Source organism: Bacillus testis, from assembly GCF_001243895.1.
GTDB classification, from domain to species: domain Bacteria; phylum Bacillota; class Bacilli; order Bacillales; family DSM-1321; genus Bacillus_AD; species Bacillus_AD testis.
The window spans coordinates 1,190,496-1,216,804 of sequence record NZ_LN851186.1 but is presented as its reverse complement, the minus strand read 5'-3'; the positions used below and the strand labels follow the sequence as shown (position 1 = coordinate 1,216,804).

Below are 26,309 nucleotides of genomic sequence, written 5' to 3'. Positions count from 1 at the left end.
GGTTGTTATTCATATTGTCTGGTTACCTTTCATGGAAAAATTTGATTAAAAACAGTTGTTAGCGCAACTATTTAGGCGGTTTTTATGGATTTAATATCGTATGTCGGTTCCTCAAACACTATATTAATATAATTATAAATAGTTGATAACGCAACTATTAATTAGTACTATGGATAAAACTACCCGCTTTTCCACTTCATTCAGATACGAAAAACTTTGGTTCTATACTAAATGTTGGGGTGTCCACTTAAAAATGGGCAAAAAAAGAGCACACAAGCTCCTAATTTCTTATACTTGAATTGACGAGAAACAAGATAGAAAAGGAGATGTGTGCTCTTGCATTTTAACATGATTCTGCCCGGACTTGAAGGGGCAACCATCATCAAAACCGACATCAATGAAGGAATCTACCAAATATATATTGAAATGCCGATTAAGGACCATGCCTGCCCTTCCTGTTCGAAGGAGACCAAGCGTGTCCATGACTACCGTATCCAAAAGATTAAGCATCTGAAAATGGCGGAACGCCCCACCGTGATTATCTATCGGAAAAGGAGATATGCCTGCTTGTGCGGGAAACGTTTCTATGAGGAAAATCCTTTTGTGGAGAGGTATCAACACCATTCGAAGGAATGGAATCAACAGGTCCAGATCCGTACCGTCAAAGCCAAGACATTCACCGAAATTGCGGCCCAATACCATACATCCGTCAGTACGATCATACGGCGTTTTGACCGGATTATCCCCCAATCAATCAAGGGAGAGAAGGCCTTGCCCAAAGCGATTGCCATCGACGAATTCAAAGGGGATTCCGGAAAGGAAAAATATCAATTGATCATTGCCAATGCCGTGACCCGCGAACCGATCGACATCCTGCCAAACAGACGGAAAGACACAATTAAAGAGTACTTGCGGAAACATGGGGCCAAGGTGGAAGTGGTTGTCATGGATATGAGCCACGCCTTCAAGGCAGCTGTCAAACAGGCCTTGGACGGTCCTGTGATCGTGGCGGATGGGTTTCATTTCGTCCGGTATATGAATTGGGCGCTCGACAAGATCCGTGTGAGGGAACAAAACGAGTGGCATGCATACGACCGTAAAAAGTGTAAGAAGGTCCGTTACGTCTTTCATAAAGCTTCCCACAAGCTTACAAAAACAGATAAATGGTATCTGGAAAGATACTTTGCGCTGTCCCCTGAATTAAAAATAGCGTATGGGTTGAAAGAGGCCTTTTATGAGTGGTTTAACGAAGCCAAACGGCGGGGGCCAGGCCATATCGAGAAGACAAAAGAAGCGCTGCATGCGTTTTATGAAAAGGTGGAAGAAAGCAGGATTCCTGAGTTCGTGAAAACCGTCCAGACCTATCGAAATTGGGAAACGGAAATCCTTAACCGTTTTGAATTTGGGTACTCCAATGGGTTTGTGGAAGGGTTGAACAACTTGACAAAGGTCATGAAACGGAATGCCTTTGGGTTTAGGAACTTCGCTCGTTTTAGGGCACGAATCCTCCTGCATCACCACTATAAATCAATAGGCAATTCATTAGGATAAAGGGGCAGAGAAATGTTCTCTACCCCAACACTTGAAAAAGAACCTAAAAATCCCGCCAACCAAAGCTTCACTTCATCTTTACCACAACAAAAAAAGCCAGAAACCTTTTCTGTACAAAGGTTTCTGGCTTCAATAAAAGGATGACCCAAGAGGGATTCGAACCCCCGACCCCTTCCCTGTCAAGGAAGTATTCTCCCGCTGAACTATTGGATCGTTATCTATAGTCCACTATAATATGAGACACCCCTATTGTCAACTACACTTTTTCTTTTTTCAGGAACATATGTTGTACGATGAGAGCCGCTATCACAATATAAAAGATACCGATGCAGAAGGAAGAGAATAAACCGCTCGCCGTCCCTGTGCTTTCATACGCATTCAGCGGCTCGTAGAACAGCCGCAAGGGAGGCAAAACCCACAAAATCCAGCCTATCCATTTTGGGAGCATATCCGCTAACTGTGAATAAGCCAGTGAGGCTGTGACAGTTAAAGCGCATAACAGCCATACGGAACGCGATTGCGCATACCGTGTGCCAGCAAAGAAACTTCCGGTCAGGATGCCGAGAATGCCAAGGCCAATATGGCTGTACAGCGACAGAGAATGTTCCATCAAGCCAACAGCGCTTGCAAACCGATTAGCCAGGATGGGATATAGTTCAGCGATGAACAGCAATAACAGCAAAATCAAAAAGCAGTTGATCCATTTGCCATGGAGGAAATGTTCCTTTTGTTTAAGATGGACTAGTAGAATATGCTTCTCCGCTTCTTCTTCAATCCCAAAAAAATTCATCGTAATCCAAGTTAAAATGAGATAAAGGGCAACTGCCGAATTGGCATAGCTTGAGACCACAGGCAAGGAATTATACGAATACAGCACACAAATCCATGCGATATAGATGGCTACCGGCGGGATGAACATAAAAGAACGGATATAATTTTGAAATTGATAGGTTATTAATGACATCATGATTCTTTCTTCTCTTTCACTTCTAGAATAGATGCCTGCTGGCCTAATAGATAAGCAAGGCACTCATCGCTTTCGCTTGAGCGGACAGTTATCTCAACGATATGTCCCTGGTCGGCGCTTATGCAGCCGAACACTTTCAAGTCTTCCCTATTCAGCCTGGCGGGGATTTTGGCGATAATGCTTCTAAATGCCGTTTGGGCAGTCAGTGATTCATGTTTGATCATTTTGCCATTTTTCAGAACCAGCTGTTCGTTTGCCCATAGGTCGACTGTCTCCTGCTCATGGGCGGTGAATGCCAGTGTAAAATCCCGGTCCCTTTTCTGCATCATCTGCAAAAAGTTTGTTTTCGACTCATCATCCAGCCCTGTTAAAGGTTCATCGAGCAAGAGAAGATCGCTTTCGGTCATCAAAGCCTGGGTCAAACCGGCTTTTTGTTTAACCCCTTTTGAGCAATGCTTCAGCAAGGACTTCAAATGGGGGCCCAGCTGGAACACATCGCTATAGTAAGCTATTTTCTTCTTGATGGCACCCAATTCTTCTCCGCCGATTTTCCCGATCAGCACTAAATACTCTTCTAGAGTAAAGCGGATGTTCTCCGGAAAGTGCTCCGGTACATAGGCCATTTTTTGGTGGAAAGTCTGTATGCTTCCGCTTGTTGGCATATATAGGCCTGCGATTAATTTGAGCAAGGAACTCTTGCCGGACCCATTATGCCCAATGATCGCTAATTTAGAGTTCTTCTGGATCTTGAACGATAGATCATCTAAAATAACAGTCCTATCAAATTTTTTGCTGACAGAGTCCGCTTGGATTGCGTATTCATTCATTAACTGACCTCTTTCATTCTATATTGGGTTATGCATGGTCTTTTAGAATGCCTACAGAGAAGAGGGAGTGTTAGTTATGTGAGCGGCCATGTTTTTTGGCCGCCCACTTATGCTTACCCGATTAATTCTTCATTTTCCCGTTCCTGCAACTCTTCATCCGATAAAGCTTCCTCTTCATCGCGGAGGCGATGCGCCAGGCGTGAGGCGGCGCTTGAGGCGATGCTTGCCACCATATCATCGAGGAATGTGTGGACCTTATCATCTTTTTTGTTGTCGAGGTCCCTGATGATGCCGATTTTATTTTTATCCAAATGGCCGAAAGTGGTCACAGCTATACTGCCATAGGCAAGAACCGCCCCGAAGGCAATCGTTTCATCGACGCCGAATAGGCCTTCATCACTTTCAATGATGGATTGCAGTGGTTCGGATAATTTGTGCTCCTCCGCCAAACGGTCCAACTCCACACCTACTAACAAGGCATGCTGGATTTCCCGCTTTACTAATACTTTTTCGACACTTTCTATACAAACAGAAAGCGTCAGGTTCGGATTATAAGGAAGCTGCATTTCATAAACGATTTCTGCAATTGATTCTATCGATACACCGCGGTCCTCCAACGCTTTAAGCGCTGCTGCGGTCACATCTTTGCTATGTACTCGTGTAACAGTCATGCTGATATCTCCTCTCTTACATCTCTCTATTCTTCTATTATATAATATTACTAATTAAAATTATCAGAATATATTTGGAAATTAACAGGGGAAAATTGTATCATCTCTTTAAAAATGCATAATAACGGAAAATCAGGTAAGGTTATGCTACAATTTTGATATCTTTAGTGCGTGCCAGGCCAAACGATTCTGTCACTCCCAATCGAGAGCAACGATAATCCTGCTGGCCGCCAAAATAAGCATGAAAATCACCCGATCAACCATCCGTACAAAGAAAAGGAATATCCTATCAGACCAAAGTTTTTATCAGGAGGTACACAAGTGACGATTCCCATGGGCAAGATTCAAGAAATCGCTTTTTACAGCGATTCTCTGCAAGAAGAGTTCAACCTGCTGGCGTACTTGCCGGCTTCGTATTCCCCCCTCTATAAATATACGATTTGCATCGTTAATGATGGCAAAGATTATTTTCAAATGGGACGCTTAGGCCGGGTTGCCGATTCATTATTGCATGAAGAAACGATCGAAAATACGATTTTTGTAGGAGTGCCGTACAAAGACCGCTTTGATCGCCGGCGTAAATATCATCCCGAAGGGGAACAGCAGCAAGCTTATATTCGTTTCCTGGCACATGAATTAGCCCCTTACTTGGACCATACTTTTCCTGGCTATGGAGTTGGCCATGGCAGGGCATTGATGGGCGATTCGCTTGGAGCCACTGTTTCTCTCATGGCTGCGTTACAGTATCCCCATACATTTGGAAGGGTAATCATGCATTCTCCCTACGTAAATGAGACAGTCCTTGGCGCAGTGAAAGCGTTTAAAGAACCACATCTTTTAAATCTTTATCACGTGATTGGCACCAATGAAACCCATGTACCGGAAACAAACGGCCAGTACAGCAACTTCATCCATCCAAACAGGGAATTGCATAGTATCCTTCAAGAGAAAGGTTTTCCGATGTTTTATGATGAATTTGAGGGGGAACATACATGGAAGTATTGGCAAAAGGATATGGCCCGTGCGATCCAAATGATGTTTTCTCTACACGGATAGTGAGTGTAAGGAGACAATTGGGGAGCAAGGGGTCATTCCCCTTCTTTCCTGCACATATCTTTATTTGAAATACAAGCTTTCAAAAAGGCACAATAATTTTCCGAATTTTGTTATAATAAAAGGAAATACCCCTTAGACATCCCTTCTATCAAGGGCACGCTTTAGGCCATACAAATCGGCCAAGGCACTGAACAGTCAATTATTCTACATTTAGGAGGTACCACAATGAAATACGGCATCGCTATTTTCCCATCAAAAAAACTGCAAGATTTAGCTAATTCCTATCGTAAGCGCTATGATCCCCATTACTCTCTCATCCCGCCACACTTAACTTTAAAAGAGCCGGCAGAGGCAAAGGAAGAGGAAATGGATGAGATTGTGCGGACGCTAAGCAAAACAGCCGCAAAATGTAAGCCTTTTAATTTAAATATTTTAAAGGTGAGTACCTTCCAACCTGTCAATAATGTGATCTACCTGAAAGCCGAGCATAATTCTGAGCTTGACCGCTTGCACAATCAACTGTATCAAGACTTGAAGGCCGAAGCTTCCTATGCGTTTGTTCCCCATATAACGGTTGCGCAAAATCTCTCTGATGATGAACACAGCGATGTATATGGACAAATGAGCATGCTGGATTTGCGCCATGAGGAAGTCATCGACCGTTTCCACCTTCTTTATCAATTAGAAAACGGGTCATGGACGGTCTATGAAACATTCAAACTGGAAAAGGGGCAATAACGGATGGAAGTCATGATCGCCAGAGCACCGGAAGAAATGGATGCCGTCTTTAGCCTGCGCCATACCGTATTCATGGAAGAACAGCAAGTGGACACAGAGAATGAGAAGGATTCCCATGAAGAGGAGTCTATGCATTTCCTTCTCCGGGTTGGAGGAAAGCCAGCAGGAGCCGGCCGCCTTCGTATCGTGGATGGAAACGGAAAAGCAGAGCGAGTCTGCGTATTGAAAGACAATCGTAATTCCGGATCCGGACGGCTTTTGATGGCTGCAATGGAATCATTCGCTGCAAAAAAGGGCCTCCCTGCCATCATCTTGAACGCCCAATCCCATGCAATTGGCTTCTATGAAAAACTAGGTTATTCTATTATTTCTGAGGAATTTATTGAAGCTGGCATTCCACACCAGACAATGAAGAAAGATTTGGCGTCTAACTAATAGACAAAAAGACAACCATCCAGCCAGATGGTTGTCTTTTTATTCCAATCAATCAGCTTGCCGTTTTCGATCCCTGAGAATTTTTACAACCAGGTAAATGACAAAAACAACAACAATAACTGCAATAATATAAGTGATCGGCTTCATATAGTGCTCAGCCAGCATCCAGTTTTGCCCCAGTTTATATCCGATATAGGTTAAAAGGATATTCCAGGGGATGCAGCCAAGAACCGTATAAACCGTAAATTTTCGAAAACTCATATTTGCTATGCCGGCCGGCAAAGAAATAAACGTACGGATAACTGGGAGAACACGCCCAAAAAAGACCGTAGCTGAACCGTATTTTGAAAAGAAATGTTCAGACTTTTCAAGATGGTTCACATTCAGGAAAATATACTTCCCATACTTTAAGATCAAAGGGCGCCCTCCCTTTTTGCCAACATAGAAAGCGAGCCATGAACCGACCAAATTTCCTGCTACGCCTGCTGTAACCACCAACCAAAAATTCAATTTTCCTAGTTCAGCCATAAAACCGCCGAAAAGCATAATGACTTCACTCGGAAGTGGAATACAGGCACTTTCAATAAGCATTCCTAAGAATATTCCCATATGTCCAAAAGTATCAATAAGCCAGAAAGCGGCATCCTTAAATACATCCAATAATGTATGCAACATTTGTAAGCTCCCTTTATCCCTATCTGTTCTTTTCACTTGATGCTTGTAGTGCCTCCGCCTGCCCTATGAATGAAAAAAGGCCTTTTACCTTAAGACAGGCATCTATCTTTAAAGTATAGCAAATGTAAGAAAACTTGGACAGTATGAGAGAGGAAAATACAGCCTAGTCTGAATTCCAAACAAAAACGGCTTCCTCATTATTCAGTTAATAGGGAAGTTGGTTTCGTTAGCATTCGGCTTATGTTTCCTAATATATGGAGTCTGCCAGCCAATATAAATAAATCATCATAATTCCTGGCCACATATTCATCAATCACAACCATTCCCTTTCTGAAATCTTCTACCAAAAGGCAGGTATACTTTTCATTCCAGCAAAATTGATTGATCCTCTGAAGCTCGTCCGCTAGCACTTGAAACTTCCATTCTTCTATAAAAAGCTTGACTTGATAAACCTTATCCTTATTTACAATCAAATGATTGTCATCTTTTTGGTGTTTATCAACCAAATCAATAAACTCTTTTATATTTTTAGCCAATAAATTTGCCATTTCCATCTTAAACTCCATTTCTGCATCTCCCAACTTAATACACACTTTACTAGATTGTATGAACTGGACGGCTTTTTTAATACTTAATGGGTAAACAAGATGTGGTTGCTTTTGTATCATATCAAGAGACCGTTCTTGATTACCCGGGCATTATAATGGAACCAGAAAAAGCCTCAAACAAAAGCGACGATATTTTCGCTGCTTTTGTTTGAGGCTCCCACTGTATCATCTTCATCGAAATGGAGTTGTCACAATATACCCGGTATAGTACATCCATTCTTTAAAGAAGAAAGGTAACTTCGCTTCGAATGATTTATACGCTGACGTTGGCGTTGGCGATGAATAGACTTTCATGTCCAATTGTTTCGCCAATAAAACAGACCGTTTCATATGCAATGGATCGCTTACAAGCGTATAGGAATCAAATGCAAGATGCTTCTTACGCACTTCTTCTAAGGCATATTTCAGATTTTCTTCCGTTACTGCCGATTTTTCTTCAATAATGATTTTGTCTGGATCGACCCCTTGGCCAATCGCATACTCTTTGGAAGTCCTTGCTTCGGATTTGATTTCTCCGGGAGCTGTCCCTCCTGTGAAGATCAGATAATCCACTTTTTCTTTCTTATACAAATCGATTGCATGATTAAGCCTTTCTTTCAAAACCGGTGAAGGTTTACCGTTCCAGGCAGCCGCCCCCAGCACAATGGCTGCATCGGCCTTTCCGTCATTGTCCTGCAAACCGAAAGAATAGACGCTTAAGCCTGTATACAGCAAGAAACACACAACTATAATCATAATCCCTTTGACGTACTTAACCATAGCTACCATTCACCTTTAATAATTACTTATATACTACTCTGACATAGTCATCATACATTGTTTTCTTTCTAAAAATCTAGCATTTTTGATTAAATTTCAATTACATTTTTACGTTTGTTCATAGAGGCTTAAAAAACCCCTGAAGCAAGAAAAAACCGCCCCTATTTAAATTTCGGATAGGGACGGTTTTTTCTTGCTTCAGATCATTTCATCCAACAACATGCCTTTACCGGTTATGAGGGGCGCCCGAATTGGTTTGGGGCTCACAAATGGTTGATTATTGCTGAATAAAGAAGGATTTCTTTTAGAAGAAGGCTCCCGTTGCACATTTCCATCCTCTTCTCTTGATGCATGTCGCAGAACAATCGAAAAAATCGGATGAATGCTTTTTACATGCTGCATCTGTTGTTTCCTTTTCTCGCTGTAGACGGTGCGGTTTCCGTATTGCACATATTCATACTGAGTGACAGGGGCTACAAATGCCATGTGGATCCCTCCCTTTCCTTTTTGACCCATATATTGAATATTCTTCATCCGTTAAATTACCCCTCTATTTTGGAAAGTAAACACTATTAATATATTCTTTTTGTTTCAGGTTTCTTTTGATAAGATGGAAAATGACGATGATCACTCTGCCTATATGAAATAAAGCTGGTTTTGCAAACTTACTGCCTAATTAAAAGCAGTAAAGTTGCCCAAGTGTACATGATTTGAGGGAAAAGATATGAAACGAGCACTATTCAATCAAGAAATTGTCGATCTGGCGTGTATATCCCCTGATCTTCTTCAAGTAACATTCGAACGAGGGAAAAAAGGGAAGCTGACTTGCCCTGCATGCGGTAATCCAGTGCGCTTATATTTAGGAATCAGCAAAGAACCGCACTTTTACCACACGGGCAAGGAAATACCGGATTGCCATATACCGGATAAACCGCTTAACCAAACACCAAAACAGGAAAGTCCGATAGAGCGGAATGGGTTTATTATGCCGAAATCCCGATCCATCACGAAACCGGCTGAATTGCCCTCGTTTAAACAAGCCAAAAAAATAACAGGCAATCCAGCCTACTCACCGCGCAAAATAGGCACCAAAAGCCAAATTCACCCATATGTCGCCAAGTTGGCTGAACATGGTATCACCTTAGACGATGACCAGCTTTCGGCAGTAACGTCCACCGAAGGGCCATTGCTGGTTCTATCTGGTGCCGGCAGCGGCAAAACAAGGGTACTGACGGCAAGAACAGCATTTTTGCTGCAGGCGAAAGAAGTCGATCCAGGAAAAATCCTCTTGGTTACATTCACCGCAAAAGCAGCTAAAGAAATGAAAGAAAGAATGCTTACGTATCCGGATCTTACCCCCGCCTCCGTCCAAAGGCTGGTTTCAGGCACCTTTCACAGTATCTTCTATAAGATTCTGCTATTCCATGAGAGAGAGAAATGGCAAAATACCGCTTTGATCAAATTCGATTGGGAAAAGGAGCATATATTAAAATCAGCAGGACGGGAACGCGGCTTGGATGACAAAGAGTTCGCCTACGATGCCGCTCTGCAGCAAATCGGCCTCTGGAAAAACTCGCTCCTTTATCCTTCTGATATCCGGCCGACTGACCAATGGGAAGAAGACTGTCTGTATCTGTACCGCAAATATGAAGAAGCGAAGAACCGCAATGGCAGATTTGATTTCGATGATATGCTGATCGGATGCTATACAATGTTTACAGAGAATCCCGATGTGCTAGAGAAATACCAGAATCGCTTCCAGTATATCCTGATTGACGAATTTCAGGATATCAACAAAGTTCAATATAAATTAATGAAAATGCTATGTAAAAACTGCCAAAATATATGCGTAGTCGGTGATGATGACCAAAGCATATATGCCTTCAGGGGAAGCGACCCTTCCTTTATCCTGAACTTCGGCAGTGACTTTCCGAATACAAAGGTGGTTAAGCTCTCGCAAAATTACCGTTCATCGCATGAAATAGTCGCCACTGCCAACCGCATCATCGCCAAGAATGAAAAAAGAAAAGAAAAAACAATGATTGCACAGCATGATAAAGGCGGTGCTCCCACCCTCTTTTATCCTTTGGACGAAGAGCAGGAAGCAACGATGATTGTAACGGACATCGGCGAAAAAATCGAACAGGGGGCAGCCCCTTCTGATTTTGCAATCCTCTACCGGACACATTCGATGTCACGAGCGATATTCGAACGTCTTGCTGAATCGAATCTTCCGTTTGCCATCGATCAGGATGCAGAAGCGTTTTATCAACGGCGGGTCGTAAAAAGTATGCTTGCCTATTTGCGGCTGAGCATTGACGAAGACGATATCCGCGCATGTGCAGATCTGCTGCCTGCCTTATTCCTGAAAAGCTCCCTTCTACAGGAAATCAAGGCGCAAATGATTTTAAATGACTGCAATGCCTTAACAGCCTTGTCAAATGTGAAAACAGGGCATGCTTTTCAGGAAAGAAAGCTCGCCAAGCTTCCCGGACAGATCCGCAATCTGCAAAATCTTCCCCCCCTTGCGGCATTGGAGCGCATAGAAAAGGATTTCGGTTTCAATGACTATATTAAAAAGCGCGGGAATGAAGGCTCTAAGATGGAAAAAGGCTCGGATGATGTCCGGAATCTAAAAGTCGCAGCGAAACGATTTAACGATTGCCGCTCTTTCATCCTTCACGCAGACCATATGAGCGCCATGAATAAAGAAGTGAAAAAGCTTTCCAAACATTTCCCGCAAGCGGTCACACTTACGACCATTCATCGCGCCAAAGGCCTGGAGTACAAAAACGTCTATATCCTCGGGGCGGTGGATGGAGGCCTTCCTCATGACTATGCAATGGACGATTACCGCAAAGGGATCAAACATGCCCTTGAGGAAGAACGCCGTTTGATGTATGTAGCCGCTACACGAGCCAAGGATGAACTGTATTTTTCCGTTCTGCAGAGCAGAGGGGGAAAAACAGCCTATCCGTCCCGTTTTCTTTATATATAGAGAAAAGCAATCAGCCGTATGCTGATTGCTTTTTTGAATATTCAAACCTTCATAAGTATCATTTATTTCTTATTGATCATATTGGCAAGTGTGCCAAAATCCAATTGCTTGCCGTCATTTACGATTGAATGGACGAGTTTATCTTCCAATTCACTGTTGACCGGCTTTCCAGCCAGTTGCGATACCCTCTTAATAATCGACCGGACAGTTGTTTCATCTTGAAAATTGGCTCCTTGAAGAGAGCCTGCAAGCTCCATGACATCTTTCATATTAACGCCCGTTTTCTTTTCCATATTCTTAAAGAATTGAGAATCCATCTTTCATTCCCCCTTTTCCTGTAAGGCCATTATATGCGCCTTTGGGCAAATGCGTTACTTCCTCTTCAGAAAGGATGAAAAGAGCGTAAGAAACCAATCAGCCGAAACTCTCATATAATAGGCAGCAAATGCAGAAAGGAGGATTCTTATGTCTGGACACAATGAAAACCGGCCGCACCGCCGCCATCCTACAATGGTTGAGTGCTGGAGAGCATCATTTCAACTTGGCCATCGCCAACCGCACCAATGCCAAAAACAGGAAGAAGAGTCCACTTCATCTTATATCCCATCAAGAAACGCGGAGCAGCCAACAAATAACAGCCAACCAGTATCTTCGCCTTCCGTCCAGCCACAATTGGAAAATACAGTCCCTTCCCGCTCCTGGAAACCAAGTAATCAGCAGTACGGTTGCTGCTGGAAACGGCGCTAAGCAAAACACGCTTATGTAGATCACAAATCCATTCCTATAAAGAAAACGGGACAAAGAAGTCCCGTTTTTCTCTCTATTAGCAGCAGAAAGATGCTCCAACGATAATTAACAATATGAATAGAACAACAATCAATACAAATGTCGAACCGTAACCGCCGCCATAACCGCCGCCGCAGCAGCCATATCCATAACCGCCGCCGTATCCGCAGCCACCATACATACCTATCACCTCGCTTCCGCTTAGTTCTTATCAACATATGACATGCCGCCGTTATTTGTTTGGGCTCTTCCCTAATAACTAGGCCTATTTTGTCAGAATGCCGATGATATATGGTTCGAGGGTTTTCATACTTTGTTTTTATCCTTTCGGTTTGAAAAGCAGCGCTCCTAAAAAACCGAAAATGATGGCGGATGAAATACCTGAAGAAGCGATTTCAAACATGCCCGTCACTACGCCGACCACCCCGTGTTGTTTCGCTTCCTGCATTGCTCCGCTCACTAATGAATTTCCAAAACTCATGATAGGCACAGTCGCCCCCGCACCTGCAAAATCCACAAACGGTTCATATAAATTAAAACCCGCCAATACAGCACCAACGACAACCAACGTACTCAGCGTATGCGCTGGCGTCAGCTTGGCCACGTCAAACAGAAGCTGGCCAACCACACAAATAAGTCCGCCCACTACAAAAGACCAAAAAAACATGGCTAACATGATATAACCTCCCTTGCTTAGTTCAAGTGTTATTGCTTATACGCCAGCAATCGGCAACAATTAGTTCTGCTTTGCCGTCTCTATCGCCGTTATGGCGGCGAAAAATGCTAGATGGTACTCCTTCCAATCAATGGCCCTTTAATAATGAATAGCCACCGCATGCGCGATACACGGTATGGTTTCTTTCTGCTGAAAAGTTAGTGGGGACAACAATGCCCCCGTACTGACAAGCAAAATGCGGCTATAGATGCCCTTCTTCATTTCATTAAGAAGATGGCCGTACAGCACTGCGGCCGAGCAGCCGGCTCCGCTTGCACCGGCAAATACTTGTTGTTCCTTTCCAAATATCATGGTCCCGCAATCCATTAAACGAGCTTGGTCCATCTTGAAACCTTTTTCCTGCATCAGCCCATAAGCGATGGTCAATCCATTCTTCCCTAGATCGCCGGTAATAATGGCGTCATAATAATTCGGCCCTAGGCCCAAGTCCCGATGATGGGCCATAATCGTATCGACGGCTGCGGGTGCCATAGCGCCTCCCATATCGTAAGGATCAGACAGCCCCATATCGATGACTTTACCGATCGTGGCACTAAACAGTTCGGGTTGCTTTTGAGAGCCGCCCGCCTTTTTGCCGATCAGGGCTACACCTGCACCCGTAACCGTTCGCTGGGAAGTTGGAGGCTTCTGTCCTCCATATTCATTCGGATAGCGGAATTGTTTTTCCACTGCCCCCTTGTGGCTGGAGGCACCGGTTAAGATGAAATGCGCCCCCTCATAATTAACGAGGAAAGCCGCCATTGCCAGACCTTCCATGGACGTGGCGCAGGCTCCATACAATCCGAGCGTAGGGATACCTGCTTGCCTTGCCGCAAAGTTGGTCGGTGTCATTTGGTTGATTAAATCTCCCGCAAGCAAGAACTGCACATCCTTGCTGAGCGCGCCTCCCTTCTTGAGAGCGATAGCCATCGCCTCTTCAAGAAATTTGCGGTGCGCTTTTTCATGGGTTTCTTCATTGGCATAATCATCTTCATACAGAAGATCAAACGATTTCGCCAAAGGTCCTTTTGATTCAAAAGAGCCTCCTGTTACACCTGTAGAAACGATCACAGGCGTATTATTGAATTGCCAGGACTGTTTTCCGGTCAGCATTTACACCACCACCCATTTTCACTTACGTTCTTTCTTTTTCCAGCTTGATAATATCCTTGAATTCTTTTTTGGCTTTTTTCCGGGAATACGTTGGATCCTTCAAATGTTCATTCAATTTGACGGCTTCCAAAAAAATCTTATAGTCACTGGAAACGGTGAATGAATGATTGCTATACTTCTTCTCCAGCTTCTTCTTAAGGTCTTTTTCGATCTTTTTCATGCCAAAACGCTTCATATGCTTTACTTTATAAGCAACCAGCACTTTCTTTTTACCTGTTATAATAGCCGCGTCATAAATTTCCGGAAAGGATAGCACATACTTATGTAAATCTTCGGCAAATGCAAACTCTTTTTCCGTTTCGTACAGCACGGCCGGATGCGGATTAGTAGTCTTGAACAGAGCCCAAGTGGCATCGCCTGTATTCTTATCGCTGCATCCGGAAACGATGAACACGGCAATAAACAAGAGAATGGCAGCAGTTGCTCTTTTTTTCTTCTTCATTGTTTCCCTCCTAACGAATCGTACTTCTTTTATTCTCTGCAAAGAGCGTAGAATTATAAGAAGAACATAAAAAAAGAAATGCAAGATGCATTTCTCCATTAATGGGGCTTATTCAATATGTTTTTTTCTTTTTTCCGCATCCACAATTCCCTTTTTTCTTTTTAGTTTCTTGCTGCTTCTTCCCGTAATTCGTGCTTTGCGGAATAGTGAATTTTTTTTCATTCATGTAGCATGCCTCCTTCAATCGGCAACAGTAGCCAAGCTTTATGCTTCACTTTAAGATATGTTATTTCCGGAAGCTTGTTCCATATAACCGCCTAATTTTAAAAAACTTATTCTACTAAGCGCTGCACCACGCTTTCCAGTAATGCTGCCAAGCCGGCGACCGCCAGCACCGCCACGAGAGGCCCCGACCAATAGGGAATGAGATAATAGACAGCAACAATAAAAAAGGCAATCCACATACCGGTGCACCAATAACAGTCCAGCAACTGGCCAATCCATCCCCGTAGGCCTGATTGGCGGGGAACTATATAGGTTTCCATTTCACCCTGTTCATTTTTTTCCTCGACCTCTTCAAAGAAAGGTTTACGAATAAAAGCAGTAATTTTATCATATACAATCAACCTTGTCAGCCTGAAACTGGCAAGAGATAATAAAATGAAATCCAACGCATTTTCAATCATTTATATACACCGCTCCCCTTTTGACCTGAAGTGGCATTTACACCAAAATGGGCATGTAGCTCATTCCTTTTAACCTCTCCCTTCATACTCTGTAAGTGACAGATGTTAAATAACTATTAGGAGGAATATGAATGAGTTGTGGACATGACAAGTTTACAAATGACTGCGTTTGTTCAACATTGCTATCAGTGGCTGAAGCCCAGGAAAAAGTAGAAGACGAATGCAGAACTGGTTGCCAACAAGCAATTGATGAATTAAATGGCCGTGTAAAAATTAGAGGTTTCGATACAATTCCCGTCTTAATCACATGCAACTGCCAGCCGTTCTCCGGAGTAGGTGCGTTGCGAAGCGGCTATGGGGAAAAAATGTTCAATGTGATCCGGAGCTTTTTGTTCCGTGTCAATGAAGTGGATGAAAATACGTGCTGCGCTACTCTTGAGCTTTTAAAGCCTGTCGTAGGCTATCATGACGACTACGAAAGGGAAGATAGCGCCGATCACGAATACGAAGACCAATACTACCCTACCGCCTTCGATGAATTCTTGGCTGCTCTGAATGATTCCAAGAAGATTGTCCGTACGGGTATTTGTATTACATTGGATTTGAAAGCAGCAACGTCTGTCACTTGCTTGCCTCCAATTCATACAGTATAGGCGAAAATCAAGGCTACTGATCCAGTAGCCTCTTTTTCTGTACGTTTAAAGATTGCCTACCTCGATTTCATCAATGTCCTCAAGCCGCGCCGCTATTGTCTTTTCCCGATCCCCGATCAATAGCTTGATCATATATAATTGGTCCCGTTTACGCAGGACCTGCCCGACTAAATGTTCCCTGTCAATCGTAATATGACAAACCGGCCTTGGCACGGCACTAGGCATTTTGGCCAGATAATCAAGCAGATCTTCCTTGGACATTTGAGAAAAACGCTGTTTCTTTTTCTTTTTGGCAATCCGGGCGTTTTTAGATAGTTTTCTTTGTTGGCTATGATCGTCTGCTAATTCCGAATCAACGCCTGTTGACATTTCAACCATCTGGTCTTCTTCAGACTGCTCTTCTTGTTCTTTTGCAGAAATCACTCTTACTACCCGGACTTCTTCCTCTGCCGCTGGCTTTTCGTCTTCCGCCGAAGCGTCATCTATCGCAACCACCTCTCCTTCCTCAGAAGAAGATACTTTAGATTTATAATGGGACTGCATATTCGCATCTGGAGCCTCTATCTCGGGTTGCACAATGTACATATAAGGATGTTGATGCTGTTGGTCTTCCTTCTTGCCCATCGCCACTCCTCCTGACATGACATATTTCTATAGAAATCTTCACTTATAACGAATGTATTTCGGATTACCCCTTTTTATGCCTGTCCCGGAAGAAAGGGATCGGATTCTAGGCACAAAAAAAGCTCCTGCCTACATCGACAGAAGCTTTTTCATGGGAAATCTTAGCGGGCCATAATGTGGAAGCCGGAATCAACGTGGATGTTTTCACCTGTTATCCCGCGCGACATGTCACTGAATAGGAAAACAGCTGTATCGCCTACTTCTTCAGGAGTGGTTGTACGGCGCAATGGTGAACTTTCCTCGATTTCTTTCAGGATACTGTTGAAATCACTGATTCCTTTTGCAGAAAGTGTACGGATCGGCCCTGCAGAAATGGAGTTGACACGGATATTGTGTTTGCCAAGATTGCTAGCCAGGTATCTGACACTTGCGTCCAGCGAAGCTTTAGCGACACCCATCACATTATAGTTCGTCACAACACGCTCTCCTCCAAGGTAGGTAAGCGTTACAATGCTGCCGCCTTCTGTCATCAAATGCTGGGCTTCCTTAGCAATCGCAGTCAATGAATACGAACTGATATTATGTGCCAGCATGAAACCGTCCCTCGTTGTATTCAGATAGTCGCCGTCCAGTTCTTCTTTGTTGGCAAAAGCAATACAATGCGCAATCCCATGGATTACTCCAGCCTCTTCTTTGATTGCCGCAAAGCATGTCTTAATGTCTTCATCACTCGTTACATCGCATGGCAGAACAGGATAAGCATCATTCAAAGAGCCAGCAAGGTCTCTAACGCTCTTTTCCAATCGTTCTCCAGCGTATGTAAAAATCAAATTGGCGCCTGATTCATGCAAAGCACGGGCTATTCCCCAAGCGATACTGCGCTTATTCGCTACCCCCATCACAACAAACGTTTTGCCTTTTAAAGAAAGAGTCATTATATTCGTACCTCCAAATTACAACAAGTTATTAATACCTAGTACTAATAACTATTATAACGAATCCAACATCTGATGGAAAGAGTAATATGGTTAAGTCACTCTTTCTTTCAAATTAATGTAAACTTCAGTTGACAAAAAGTAGAGTTAACTTTACAATTTCTGTAAAAAGGAAAGGCGAAAACAAATGTCAATCATGAACCATATAAAAGAAATTCGGGCAAAGCATCAATGGACACAATCCGATCTAGCCAATGCCGTCAACGTTTCCAGGCAGACCATAGTCGCCCTCGAAAAAGGCAGCTATATTCCATCCCTGCTTCTGGCCATGAAAATAAGCGACGCCTTTTCCCTGCCGATTGAGGAGATATTCAAACTACAAAAGGAGGAATTAGAATGAAACTGATAAGTAACGCTTTTATTTCAATTGTCATGCTAACCTTGTTAGGCTGGGTACTGATTTCTTTGTATGGCCCGTTCACTAGTTTAGCCAAGAGCCTATCCCAAGAAGCTCCCTCTTTCTCAATCAATATCCCACTACAGCCATTTCTTGTGTTTATCCTTGCCGGAGCAATATCAGCATGGCATTTCACCCGACAGGCAGGCAAAGGAAAAAAAGCAGCCATACTCCCACACAGCCTAAACGAAAGCGATGAGCGAAACCAGCAAATCACAGCCAAAGCGTGCAGAAACGCCTACATCGCCATGTGGTATGCCTGCCCAATCGCAGCCATACTCATGCTGCTTTATCCATTCATAGACAAAACAATCCCGTACTACCCGATTATCATCATCCTGCTCATCCCACTCACACTAACAATCATCTACCTAAAAACCATAAAAAAAGAATATTAACAGAAAAGCGGAGAACACCCGTTTAGCGGTGTAGGGACTGGAGGAATTTCTCTTTGAGATAAAGGAAACACAGTGAGGCACGAACCGATGTTGACTTATCGTAGAAGAAAAGGCTGAAGTCCCCTAACCGCTGGGTGTTCGGAGCTAGACATCAAGAAAAGCGGAGAACACCCGTTTAGAGGCGTATGGACTGGAGCATTTTTTCTTGAGATATAGGAATCACAGAGAACGTAGTGATCTGATGATGACTTATCGTAGAGAAAAATGTGAAGTCCACTAGCCTCTGGGTGTTCGGAGCTAGACAACACAGAAAAGCGGAAGTGACCGTTTAGGGACGTACAAACTGGAGTGTTTCTCTTCGAAATAAAGGAAACACGGTGAGGCACGAGCCGATGTTGACTTATTGAAGAGAGAAACGCGAAGTTTGCTAGTCCCTGGTCACTGCAGCTGGACACCGAAAAGCGGAGAACACCCGTTTAGAGGTGTAGGGACTGGAGGAATTTCTCTTTGAGATAAAGGAAACACGGCGAGCATACGAGCCGATATGTCTAGCCTCACCGATCATGAGTCGTACCAATCAGATTCTTACTGGCGCTTAAACTCAAACTCCTATTTTCACTTCTTCACGTATCAATTAAAAGGGGAATCTAGCACCCGTTAAAATGGCATCAAAAAAAGAACCGGCACACCGCCGATTCTTAAATCAGATAGCTCATAAAGATAGTCGCCATGCCGAAATAGATCAAAACAGAAATAATATCGGAAATAGTAGTGATGAATGGGCCCGAGGCAACAGCCGGGTCTATTTTCATTTTATGCATCAATAAAGGCACAAGGCTTCCTGCCATAGTAGCAACGATGATGGTTGCAAAAATGGAAGCCCCGACCAGCAGTCCAAGAAAGAAATCGCCGTGCCATAAGAAGACAACGCCTGTTACCAAAAGCCCACTTGTTGCTCCGGTAATGATTCCCGTACCTGCTTCCCGCAGAACAAGCTTCCATTTGCTCTCCTGCTCCAGGTCGCCCGTTGCAATTCCCCTAACTGCTACTGCCAATGCTTGCGTGCCCGAGTTCCCAGCCATTCCCCCAATCAATGGAATGAATACAGCTAAAATGGCCTTTTGGCTTAAAGCATTTTCAAAGCGGCCGATTAAACTGGCAGTCATCATTCCGAGGAATAATAAGATTATCAGCCAAGGAAGCCGTTTTTTTGCGGCAGAAAAAGGATGGCGGTCCACGCTGTCAACGTCCGACAAACCAGCTAATTTGGAATAGTCATCGGATGCTTCTTCATCCATTACGTCGATAATATCGTCGACAGTGATAATACCCAATAAATGGTTTTGAAAATCAACGACAGGCACGGCCAGGAAGTTATAATCCTTCATTGTACGGGCTACATCTTCCTGATCATCACTGACAGAGACATGGACCACACGGTCGCTCATGATTTCCGCAATCATCATATCGTCATCTGAAATAATCAAATCCCTAAGGGAAATAACACCTGCCAACTTTTTTTCCTCATCCACCACATACACATAGTAAATGGTTTCTGCTTGCGGTGCCTCTTTCTTCAAAATATACATCGCCGAACGTACCGTTTGGTTGGCCGACAATGAAATAAATTCCGTTGTCATGATACTGCCGGCCGTATATTCTTCGTAATGGAGCAATTCTTTAATTTCTTTCGCGGCATCGGACTCCATGATCGTCAAATAACTGGCGACCTGTTCTTTATCCAGCTCATTCAAGACATCAACGGCATCATCCGCATACATCTGGGAAAGCATATCGGCAACATATGAAGGAGCCATTTTCGCAAGGATATCCTGATATTCGTCATCTTCCACTTCCAGATTTTCGAATAGTTCCGCCATCTCTTCCGGAGACAAGTAACGATATATGACCGATCGGTATTCTTCATCCAGTTTTTCAAAGAATGTAGCTTGGTCATATGGATGAAGCTCCATGAATTCTTTTCGGAATTCATCCAATTGTTCATTCTTCAAGGCATTCATCAATAATTCTTCATCCATTTTTGGTGCTTCTTTTTCGTATTGTTCAGTCATATAAGCGTTACCTCCTCCCAAAATCCGCTTTAACCCGGAACGCATCAGACCTTCTTATACTAGCAAATATTTTATGTGTTTGTCTCCAAAAACATGTATGCCATTTCTTTTTCAAGCCAGATGGCTTTCTTCTTGCACTCAGTCCTTTTACAATGGAGATATAGTATGTTTTCTCAAAATGGCCATACTACTTTATATTCACTAAAACAGAAGGAGACAAACATGATGAACATTGATGTAATTGGCGATATTCACGGCTGTTTTGACGAATTCAAGGGTTTGACCGAAGAATTGGGCTATTGCTGGGATAGCGGCATCCCCCTTCACCCAGACGGACGATTGCTTGCTTTTGTAGGCGATTTAACAGACCGCGGTCCCCAATCTCTCAAGGTCATTGAAGTTGTCTCAAAGCTTGTGAAAAGAAAAAAAGCCTTCTATTCACCAGGCAATCATTGCAATAAACTTTACCGCTATTTTTTGGGCCGGGACGTCAGTATTACCCACGGCTTGGAAACGACCGTTGCAGAATATAAAGCGCTAAACCAGCGTGAACAGGAACACATTTCTTCCACCTTCATACAATTGTACGAACATGCGCCACTTTATCAGGTGCTGGATAAGGGGAAACTGGTGGTCGCCCACGCCGGCATCCGCGAAGAATATATTGGCCGCAACGATAAGCGCGTTAAATCGTTTGTGCTGTATGGGGATATAACTGGAAAATTCCATAGCGACGGATATCCGGTCAGAAGAAACTGGGCGAAAGATTACCATGGAAAAGCGATTATTGTGTATGGACATACACCCGTCAAGGATGTGGTGATCCAGAACCACACATACAATATTGATACCGGCTGTGTCTTCGGGGGAAAATTGACAGCCCTTCGCTATCCGGAGATGGAGATTGTAGACGTTCCCTCCAGTATGGAACCCGTACCGGAAAAATTCCGGGAGCTGGATAAGTAATGTAGATAAAGGCAACGGAATGACCTCGAGACTCGTTGCCTTTTGCCTTTTTCTTACAAATCAACACTGAAAATGAATATTTCGCCATTTCTGCCCATCTTCCTCCGGCCGGTATCATGGAAACCTGCTTTCCTGTATACATGTTGTGCAGCCATATTCTTATGGTTCACTCCTAGGACGATTTCATTCTTCCCCGGAAAGGCCTGGCCAACAAATGATTGAACTTCTTCCATTGCTTTGGTTGCAATTCCTTTCCCTTGTTCCTTCTCGTTAATAGAAAAAGCCATTAATAGGAGGGCTCGATCATTGTCACTGTGCTCCTCTAATAGCACGTCATCATGCAGGACAAAAAAGCCAACCGGAGACCCTTCGGCCAGGATAACGATTGGATACTGGCTGCTAGTTGCTTGCGCTTCCTCCAAGATTTCAATCGGCAATGCTGTAAACTTTGCCTGCTCTTCAGGCAATTGAAATGCTTTCAAGGGGTCTAGATGGAACTCATTGCAATGTTCTATTATTACTTCCAGTCTTCGTTTCATTAGATTTCTTCTGCTCCTGTCCATAAACTTTAATCGGTGGAAGTTTTTATTCATCTCGCTCCGATCATAAGTTAAACCCAAATATATACTTTCAATTAATGGCCTTTCCTGTTGACGTATGAAGATATTCTGTCCATTCGACAAAAACCCTGTTTTTCCCTTCCATATAAAATAAAAAATCGCCCCCTACGGAGCGATTTCTAACGTATGTCAGCCAGAACATTTTTCATATCTTGATCCATCTCGGCTTCAAATATCATAATCCGATCAAGGAACGGATGATAAAAGGAGATTTGTTTGCAATGCAGGGCTTGTCTGTTGATGAGTTCATCCGATCCGCCATAGAGCGTGTCCCCAAGCAAAGGATGACCGATATGCGCCATATGGACACGAATTTGATGCGTTCTTCCTGTCAGCAACTTTAAATGGACATGTGAAAAACCAGCATGCTTCTCGATACATTGATACAATGTGCACGCATATTGGCCATCTTCACACACTTCCCGTTCGATAATGCTGGTTGATTTACGGGCGATTGGCTGCTCAATTCTTCCTGAATCGTCAATCTGTCCATGGATCAGGGCTTCATACAAACGGCTAACATGCCCTTTTTTCTGTTCTTGGCTCATCAAGTGATGGACATGGCGATTTTTGGCCACCAGCATTAGTCCGGAGGTGTCTCTGTCCAGCCTGGTTACAATATGGACGGTTGCAGAAAAGCCCTTTTCCTCATAATAGCCGGCAATCGCATTTGCCATGGATGAACGAGGATGTTCTCTCGAAGGGATCGTATTCATGAAAGGGGGTTTATTCAAAATGAGGAAATAGTCATCTTCATAAATGATTGATAACGGTATTTTCTCGGGAATAAGCCCTTCGCTTGTCTGTTCCCTGGGAAAAGACACCACAACCCGATCTCCTTCCTTTAAGGAATATCGGACGTTCTCTTCTTTTCCGTTCACTTCTATCCTGCCGCCATTATATTTTATATCCACCAAGGCAGCCTTGCTGATATGCTTTTGTTGCAGGAACGTGCGCAGCAGCACTCCGTCCCATTCTTCACTGACTGCCCAATGTAATTGAAAAACACTCATAAAATTAATCCTTCTTCTACTGAATTTGATGTTTCCTCCCCTTTACTCGCCAATAAAGGAATCACGCACCCTTTTCCAAAATGGGAAAGGGCGGAAACGGGCAAAACGGATCTGCTCATCCGCCACGCGGTACTGAATGGATTTAACATCCTTCTGCAGCAGTTGGAGATGGTCAACTGTTATGATGAAGTCATCTTGATTCAAGGGCTTGAGCATGCATGTATGATGGTCGGGCAATATAAGCGGCGAACCGACTGTCCGAAAAACCCGATTGTTGATGGATGCCATTTCCGTCAATTGGATCGCACGGATGGACGGGTGGATTATTGCGCCGTCCAATGCTTTATTATAAGCAGTGCTTCCCGAAGGCGTCGATAGACAAAGGCCATCTCCACGGAATGTCTCAAAAGTCTGCCCTTTAATATCCACATCCATAACAAGCGTCCCTTCCACACCTTTGACGGTCGACTCATTGAGCGCTAAATACTTGGATTCTTTACCATTGTGTTTATAGCGGACAATTATTTCGAGCAAGGGGTATTCAACTACTTGATAAGGCGTTTTGGCAATTGCTATCACAAGCTTCTCTATTTCATCGGGCGTCCAATCGGCATAGAAACCAAGATGCCCAGTATGCACACCAACAAAAGCAGTTTTGTCCAATCGATGTTTAAAGCGATGGAATGCATACAATAATGTACCGTCTCCCCCAACAGAAATGACAATATCCGGTTTTTCCTCATCCAGAGTCAACCCGAAATCGATCAGGTACGACTTCATCCTCTGCATGAGCATATTTGACTTATTATCTCCCTTTGACGATATAGCGAATTTCATAATACCCTCCTCTGCGTAATCCCTTTACCCTAACCGATACAGCACAGCATCCAAGCCTTCGAGGACCGATTCTCCGACCAAATATTTACATTATGGACGTACTTTGCCGCTTCCGCCCTCGTCTGTCTTGCGCGAAAACACGCGCTGGGCTTCCTGGATTTCCAAAGCGATTTCCGACATTTCTTTATCAAGCAGATAAGCCGCTTCGGCAGCTCGTTGCAATCGGAGTTTTATATCTTCCGGGAATTGGCCCCGATATTTATAATTGAGCGAATGTTCGATAGTCGCCCAAAAGTTCATAGCGAGCGTCCGGATTTGGATTTCTGCCAGTATTTTTTTCTCTCCGTAGATTGTCTGTACGGGATACTTGATTACCACATGATAGGACCGGTATCCGCTGCTTTTCTCATGCGAAATATAATCTCTCTCTTCAATGATTTCGAAGTCGTTGCGCATCCGAAGCAACTCTACAACCGTTTTGATATCATCTACGAACTGGCACATCATTCTTAGGCCGGCAATGTCTTGGACTTCTTCCCCTAATTGGTCAATTGCAATCCCTTTTTTCTCCGCCTTATCAAGGATACTCGGCACGGGTTTGACACGGCCGGTCACAAATTCAATAGGTGAATGGATATTTTCCCTTTCGAATTGCGTCCGCATTCCTTTTAACTTCACCTTTAGCTCCTCAACTGCCTGTTTATACGGAGCTAAGAAATCATCCCAAATCATGAATCAGCACCTGCCTCAAGCTTCTGATAAAAAGACTTTTTCAATTTTTTGGCCCATATCGTCCCCATAATTAGCATTACCTTTTATATTATCTACCAAATATGCTAATTCCTCCATGAAGTCGACAAGCTCCGTTTCTTTTTCTTCGTGGTTCACGTATACAGGAAACTGGTTTTTAAGCCCCTCATGAAGCACTGGCCATGTTTCTTCCGGAAAAGATAGGTAGGCGTATTCACCTTGGTATTCAATTATGTAAACAAGCGCAAACTGATCAGAGTCTACCAGCATTTGCCCTCGGGCTGAGATTTCAAATCCTTTGTCCAAGCGGATCTGCGCCGACAACTTATTCTGTTCTATATGTATTTCGTTCATCTCGATAATTTTTCTCATATGACCTTCCTTCCCTAAACTAACCGTGTTGCCCGAAAAACGGCCAACCATTTACTGCTTTCAAGAGATTCTTTTTCCTTTTAAAAAGTTCCACTTTATTTTACCATATCCCTTAACGTATGCCTAAGCTTGAAGTAAGATTCATAGTAGAAACTACTCACCGAAAGGATGCTGCCGTTTTGAAACAGGAAATGGAAATTGAATTCAAGAATATGCTGACCAAAGAGGAGTTCGGGCATTTATGCTCACACGCAGAAATCAATGAGGCCCACTTCTTCAGCCAAGAAAACCATTACTTCGATACCGAATCCTTCAGTCTTAAAGAACATGGCTGTGCCTTGCGAATCAGGGAAAAGAACGGTCAATATGAAATGACGCTTAAACAGCCCGCCAAGGAAGGCCTGCTAGAATCCAATTTAACGATAGACGGCAAGGAAGCGCGCCAAATAATTGAATCTGGCAATCTTACCGATAATTCGATAACCGCGCTGATTGAAGAGGCTTACCACATCCCGAAAGATGCTATCACCTATTTTGGCTCGCTCAAAACAACAAGGGCGGAGACTGAATTTGAAGGTGGCTTGCTTGTTTTAGACCACAGCGAATATCTCGGCAAGGAAGATTATGAACTGGAATATGAGGCAACGGATTACCGCAAAGGAAAGATTACTTTCGAAAACCTGCTGCATACACTGAACATTCCATTACGCCATACCGATAATAAAATTAAACGCTTCTATCTCGCCAAATACCAGCAAGATTAACAAGTGAGGTGATATATATGAATATCCAAGATCTTAAAACGATGATCGAATTGCAGGCAATGAAAGGCTTGGGCATTGGTTCATCCAATCAGAGCGAATCAACAGGAGAATCATCGGGACTTTTCAAAGAAATGCTTACAAGCATTCTTTCTGATGAAGCAGACGATCGTTCCATTTCCAATACACTAGGCATAGTAGGCAGCCTGGCTGACTCTGCAATCGATGCTGCCGGTGAAGGGCTTGGGGCTATTGCCTCTAAACTGCCTTCTTCCGTCCCTGGTTTGCTGGCCCCTCTTTTGCAACAGGGCACAAACAGCTTGGAAAACACAGGTTCTAAGTTTGCCGATCATATCAAACAAGCAGCCGAGAAGTTCAATGTACCAGCCAAGCTGATTGCTGCGATCATCAAACAAGAATCTAATTTCAACCAGAACGCCCAGAGCGCGGTAGGAGCATCAGGCTTAATGCAGCTAATGCCAACTACAGCCCGCTTCCTTGGCGTACAGAATGTCTTTGACCCGAAAGACAATATTATGGGAGGCACCAAATATATCTCCCAGATGCTTGAAAAATACGACGGCAATACAGAATTAGCCCTGGCGGCTTACAATGCCGGCCCTGGCAATGTCGATCGCTACAATGGGGTTCCGCCATTCAAGGAGACCCAAAACTATGTAAAAAAAGTGATGAGTACCTTCAACGCCTGACACATATTTCAAACCCTTGCCCATTGAGGAAGCAAGGGTTTTTTGTACTATTTA

At 43.6% G+C, this 26,309-nt stretch carries 33 protein-coding genes and 1 tRNA gene; 12 read left to right on the top strand and 22 right to left on the bottom strand.

Features of this window, described 5'->3' with window-relative positions:
• Window positions 1–330 precede the first annotated feature (330 nt).
• Window positions 331–1,551 carry an ISL3 family transposase gene (locus BN1765_RS06585; protein ID WP_082195396.1) on the top strand — a complete coding sequence of 407 codons (1,221 nt, stop codon included), beginning with the start codon at window positions 331–333 and terminating at the stop codon, window positions 1,549–1,551.
• A 141-nt stretch (window positions 1,552–1,692) separates the two neighbouring features.
• Here BN1765_RS06585 and BN1765_RS06580 read toward each other — a convergent pair.
• The 4 genes from BN1765_RS06580 to BN1765_RS06565 all read right to left on the bottom strand — a co-directional run bounded on the left by BN1765_RS06580 (window position 1,693) and on the right by BN1765_RS06565 (window position 4,016).
• Window positions 1,693–1,764: transfer RNA gene (locus BN1765_RS06580), tRNA-Val, on the bottom strand.
• Window positions 1,765–1,807: 43 nt separating this feature from the next.
• Window positions 1,808–2,518, bottom strand: a complete 711-nt coding sequence (locus tag BN1765_RS06575) for a hypothetical protein (RefSeq protein ID WP_050614364.1) — start codon at window positions 2,516–2,518, stop codon at window positions 1,808–1,810.
• Window positions 2,515–3,345 carry an ATP-binding cassette domain-containing protein gene (locus BN1765_RS06570; RefSeq protein ID WP_050614363.1) on the bottom strand — a complete coding sequence of 277 codons (831 nt, stop codon included), beginning with the start codon at window positions 3,343–3,345 and terminating at the stop codon, window positions 2,515–2,517. Before BN1765_RS06570 ends, BN1765_RS06575 begins: the two co-directional genes overlap by 4 nt.
• Before the next feature lie 113 nt (window positions 3,346–3,458).
• Entirely contained in the window at window positions 3,459–4,016 is a 558-nt protein-coding gene (locus BN1765_RS06565; protein ID WP_050614362.1) for a phosphatidylglycerophosphatase A family protein, read from the bottom strand.
• 321 nt (window positions 4,017–4,337) lie between these two features.
• Here BN1765_RS06565 and BN1765_RS06560 point away from each other — a divergent pair, with 321 nt between their 5' ends.
• The 3 genes from BN1765_RS06560 to BN1765_RS06550 all read left to right on the top strand — a co-directional run bounded on the left by BN1765_RS06560 (window position 4,338) and on the right by BN1765_RS06550 (window position 6,245).
• Window positions 4,338–5,072, top strand: a complete 735-nt coding sequence (locus BN1765_RS06560) for an alpha/beta hydrolase (protein WP_230199503.1) — start codon at window positions 4,338–4,340, stop codon at window positions 5,070–5,072.
• Window positions 5,073–5,297: 225 nt separating this feature from the next.
• A complete protein-coding gene (locus tag BN1765_RS06555; protein WP_050614361.1) occupies window positions 5,298–5,810 on the top strand; it encodes a YjcG family protein in 513 nt (170 codons plus the stop codon).
• A 3-nt stretch (window positions 5,811–5,813) separates the two neighbouring features.
• On the top strand, window positions 5,814–6,245 hold the full coding sequence (locus tag BN1765_RS06550) for a GNAT family N-acetyltransferase (protein ID WP_050614360.1): 432 nt from the start codon (window positions 5,814–5,816) through the stop codon (window positions 6,243–6,245).
• A gap of 48 nt (window positions 6,246–6,293) precedes the next feature.
• Here BN1765_RS06550 and BN1765_RS06545 read toward each other — a convergent pair whose 3' ends face one another.
• The 4 genes from BN1765_RS06545 to BN1765_RS06530 all read right to left on the bottom strand — a co-directional run bounded on the left by BN1765_RS06545 (window position 6,294) and on the right by BN1765_RS06530 (window position 8,773).
• A complete protein-coding gene (locus BN1765_RS06545) occupies window positions 6,294–6,920 on the bottom strand; it encodes a DedA family protein (RefSeq protein WP_050614359.1) in 627 nt (208 codons plus the stop codon).
• A gap of 197 nt (window positions 6,921–7,117) precedes the next feature.
• On the bottom strand, window positions 7,118–7,486 hold the full coding sequence (locus BN1765_RS06540; protein ID WP_050614358.1) for a hypothetical protein: 369 nt from the start codon (window positions 7,484–7,486) through the stop codon (window positions 7,118–7,120).
• 213 nt (window positions 7,487–7,699) lie between these two features.
• Complete coding sequence (locus BN1765_RS06535) at window positions 7,700–8,287, bottom strand: YdcF family protein (protein ID WP_050614357.1); 588 nt, start codon at window positions 8,285–8,287, stop codon at window positions 7,700–7,702.
• A gap of 198 nt (window positions 8,288–8,485) precedes the next feature.
• Complete coding sequence (locus BN1765_RS06530; RefSeq protein ID WP_147554160.1) at window positions 8,486–8,773, bottom strand: hypothetical protein; 288 nt, start codon at window positions 8,771–8,773, stop codon at window positions 8,486–8,488.
• Between the two features lie 238 nt (window positions 8,774–9,011).
• On the opposite strand from BN1765_RS06530, the gene BN1765_RS06525 reads away from it, so the two are divergent.
• Window positions 9,012–11,285 (top strand): UvrD-helicase domain-containing protein, encoded by a 2,274-nt coding sequence (locus BN1765_RS06525; protein WP_050614355.1) that lies wholly within the window; start codon window positions 9,012–9,014, stop codon window positions 11,283–11,285.
• Between the two features lie 62 nt (window positions 11,286–11,347).
• Here the strand turns inward: BN1765_RS06525 and BN1765_RS06520 are convergent, their stop codons facing one another.
• On the bottom strand, window positions 11,348–11,602 hold the full coding sequence (locus BN1765_RS06520; RefSeq protein ID WP_050614354.1) for a sporulation-specific transcription regulator SpoVIF: 255 nt from the start codon (window positions 11,600–11,602) through the stop codon (window positions 11,348–11,350).
• Between the two features lie 128 nt (window positions 11,603–11,730).
• On the opposite strand from BN1765_RS06520, the gene BN1765_RS06515 reads away from it, so the two are divergent.
• Window positions 11,731–12,051 (top strand): hypothetical protein, encoded by a 321-nt coding sequence (locus BN1765_RS06515; RefSeq protein WP_222705395.1) that lies wholly within the window; start codon window positions 11,731–11,733, stop codon window positions 12,049–12,051.
• Between the two features lie 57 nt (window positions 12,052–12,108).
• Here BN1765_RS06515 and BN1765_RS19475 read toward each other — a convergent pair whose 3' ends face one another.
• From BN1765_RS19475 to BN1765_RS06495, 5 genes are all read right to left on the bottom strand, one after another.
• Window positions 12,109–12,252 (bottom strand): YjcZ family sporulation protein, encoded by a 144-nt coding sequence (locus tag BN1765_RS19475; RefSeq protein WP_075050785.1) that lies wholly within the window; start codon window positions 12,250–12,252, stop codon window positions 12,109–12,111.
• Between the two features lie 138 nt (window positions 12,253–12,390).
• Window positions 12,391–12,747, bottom strand: a complete 357-nt coding sequence (spoVAE, locus tag BN1765_RS06510; protein WP_050614352.1) for a stage V sporulation protein AE — start codon at window positions 12,745–12,747, stop codon at window positions 12,391–12,393.
• Between the two features lie 138 nt (window positions 12,748–12,885).
• A complete protein-coding gene (spoVAD, locus tag BN1765_RS06505) occupies window positions 12,886–13,899 on the bottom strand; it encodes a stage V sporulation protein AD (protein ID WP_050614351.1) in 1,014 nt (337 codons plus the stop codon).
• Between the two features lie 22 nt (window positions 13,900–13,921).
• A complete protein-coding gene (locus tag BN1765_RS06500; RefSeq protein WP_050614350.1) occupies window positions 13,922–14,401 on the bottom strand; it encodes a sporulation protein in 480 nt (159 codons plus the stop codon).
• Window positions 14,402–14,733: 332 nt separating this feature from the next.
• Window positions 14,734–15,087 carry a DUF1360 domain-containing protein gene (locus BN1765_RS06495; protein ID WP_050614349.1) on the bottom strand — a complete coding sequence of 118 codons (354 nt, stop codon included), beginning with the start codon at window positions 15,085–15,087 and terminating at the stop codon, window positions 14,734–14,736.
• Window positions 15,088–15,218: 131 nt separating this feature from the next.
• Between BN1765_RS06495 and BN1765_RS06490 the strand changes: the two genes are divergently transcribed.
• The gene (locus tag BN1765_RS06490) at window positions 15,219–15,740 is read left to right on the top strand and encodes a CotY/CotZ family spore coat protein (RefSeq protein ID WP_050614348.1); all 522 of its coding nucleotides are present in this window, start codon (window positions 15,219–15,221) and stop codon (window positions 15,738–15,740) included.
• Between the two features lie 45 nt (window positions 15,741–15,785).
• Here the strand turns inward: BN1765_RS06490 and BN1765_RS06485 are convergent, their stop codons facing one another.
• Window positions 15,786–16,364 (bottom strand): CotO family spore coat protein, encoded by a 579-nt coding sequence (locus BN1765_RS06485; RefSeq protein WP_050614347.1) that lies wholly within the window; start codon window positions 16,362–16,364, stop codon window positions 15,786–15,788.
• Between the two features lie 161 nt (window positions 16,365–16,525).
• The gene (gene fabI, locus BN1765_RS06480) at window positions 16,526–17,299 is read right to left on the bottom strand and encodes an enoyl-ACP reductase FabI (protein WP_050614346.1); all 774 of its coding nucleotides are present in this window, start codon (window positions 17,297–17,299) and stop codon (window positions 16,526–16,528) included.
• 187 nt (window positions 17,300–17,486) lie between these two features.
• Here fabI and BN1765_RS06475 point away from each other — a divergent pair, with 187 nt between their 5' ends.
• Entirely contained in the window at window positions 17,487–17,699 is a 213-nt protein-coding gene (locus BN1765_RS06475; protein ID WP_050614345.1) for a helix-turn-helix transcriptional regulator, read from the top strand.
• Window positions 17,696–18,154 (top strand): hypothetical protein, encoded by a 459-nt coding sequence (locus BN1765_RS06470; protein WP_050614344.1) that lies wholly within the window; start codon window positions 17,696–17,698, stop codon window positions 18,152–18,154. Before BN1765_RS06475 ends, BN1765_RS06470 begins: the two co-directional genes overlap by 4 nt.
• Before the next feature lie 698 nt (window positions 18,155–18,852).
• Here the strand turns inward: BN1765_RS06470 and mgtE are convergent.
• A complete protein-coding gene (gene mgtE, locus BN1765_RS06465) occupies window positions 18,853–20,226 on the bottom strand; it encodes a magnesium transporter (RefSeq protein WP_050614343.1) in 1,374 nt (457 codons plus the stop codon).
• A gap of 225 nt (window positions 20,227–20,451) precedes the next feature.
• Between mgtE and prpE the strand changes: the two genes are divergently transcribed.
• Entirely contained in the window at window positions 20,452–21,192 is a 741-nt protein-coding gene (prpE, locus tag BN1765_RS06460) for a bis(5'-nucleosyl)-tetraphosphatase PrpE (RefSeq protein ID WP_050614342.1), read from the top strand.
• 53 nt (window positions 21,193–21,245) lie between these two features.
• On the opposite strand, the gene BN1765_RS06455 is transcribed toward prpE, so the two are convergent.
• The 5 genes from BN1765_RS06455 to BN1765_RS06435 all read right to left on the bottom strand — a co-directional run bounded on the left by BN1765_RS06455 (window position 21,246) and on the right by BN1765_RS06435 (window position 24,784).
• Window positions 21,246–21,731, bottom strand: a complete 486-nt coding sequence (locus BN1765_RS06455) for a GNAT family N-acetyltransferase (RefSeq protein ID WP_050614341.1) — start codon at window positions 21,729–21,731, stop codon at window positions 21,246–21,248.
• Between the two features lie 200 nt (window positions 21,732–21,931).
• Window positions 21,932–22,825: an RluA family pseudouridine synthase gene (locus BN1765_RS06450; protein WP_050614340.1), complete on the bottom strand. Its 894-nt coding sequence runs from the start codon at window positions 22,823–22,825 to the stop codon at window positions 21,932–21,934.
• Between the two features lie 42 nt (window positions 22,826–22,867).
• Entirely contained in the window at window positions 22,868–23,662 is a 795-nt protein-coding gene (locus BN1765_RS06445) for an NAD kinase (protein ID WP_050614339.1), read from the bottom strand.
• 90 nt (window positions 23,663–23,752) lie between these two features.
• Window positions 23,753–24,394: a GTP diphosphokinase gene (locus tag BN1765_RS06440; RefSeq protein WP_050614338.1), complete on the bottom strand. Its 642-nt coding sequence runs from the start codon at window positions 24,392–24,394 to the stop codon at window positions 23,753–23,755.
• Window positions 24,395–24,409: 15 nt separating this feature from the next.
• Window positions 24,410–24,784: a UPF0738 family protein gene (locus BN1765_RS06435; RefSeq protein WP_050614337.1), complete on the bottom strand. Its 375-nt coding sequence runs from the start codon at window positions 24,782–24,784 to the stop codon at window positions 24,410–24,412.
• 179 nt (window positions 24,785–24,963) lie between these two features.
• On the opposite strand from BN1765_RS06435, the gene BN1765_RS06430 reads away from it, so the two are divergent.
• Together BN1765_RS06430 and BN1765_RS06425 are read left to right on the top strand one after the other, a co-directional pair.
• The gene (locus tag BN1765_RS06430) at window positions 24,964–25,548 is read left to right on the top strand and encodes a CYTH domain-containing protein (protein ID WP_050614336.1); all 585 of its coding nucleotides are present in this window, start codon (window positions 24,964–24,966) and stop codon (window positions 25,546–25,548) included.
• 17 nt (window positions 25,549–25,565) lie between these two features.
• Window positions 25,566–26,255, top strand: coding sequence for a lytic transglycosylase domain-containing protein (locus BN1765_RS06425; RefSeq protein WP_050614335.1), 690 nt, complete (start codon window positions 25,566–25,568; stop codon window positions 26,253–26,255).
• The last annotated feature ends 54 nt before the right edge of the window (window positions 26,256–26,309 follow it).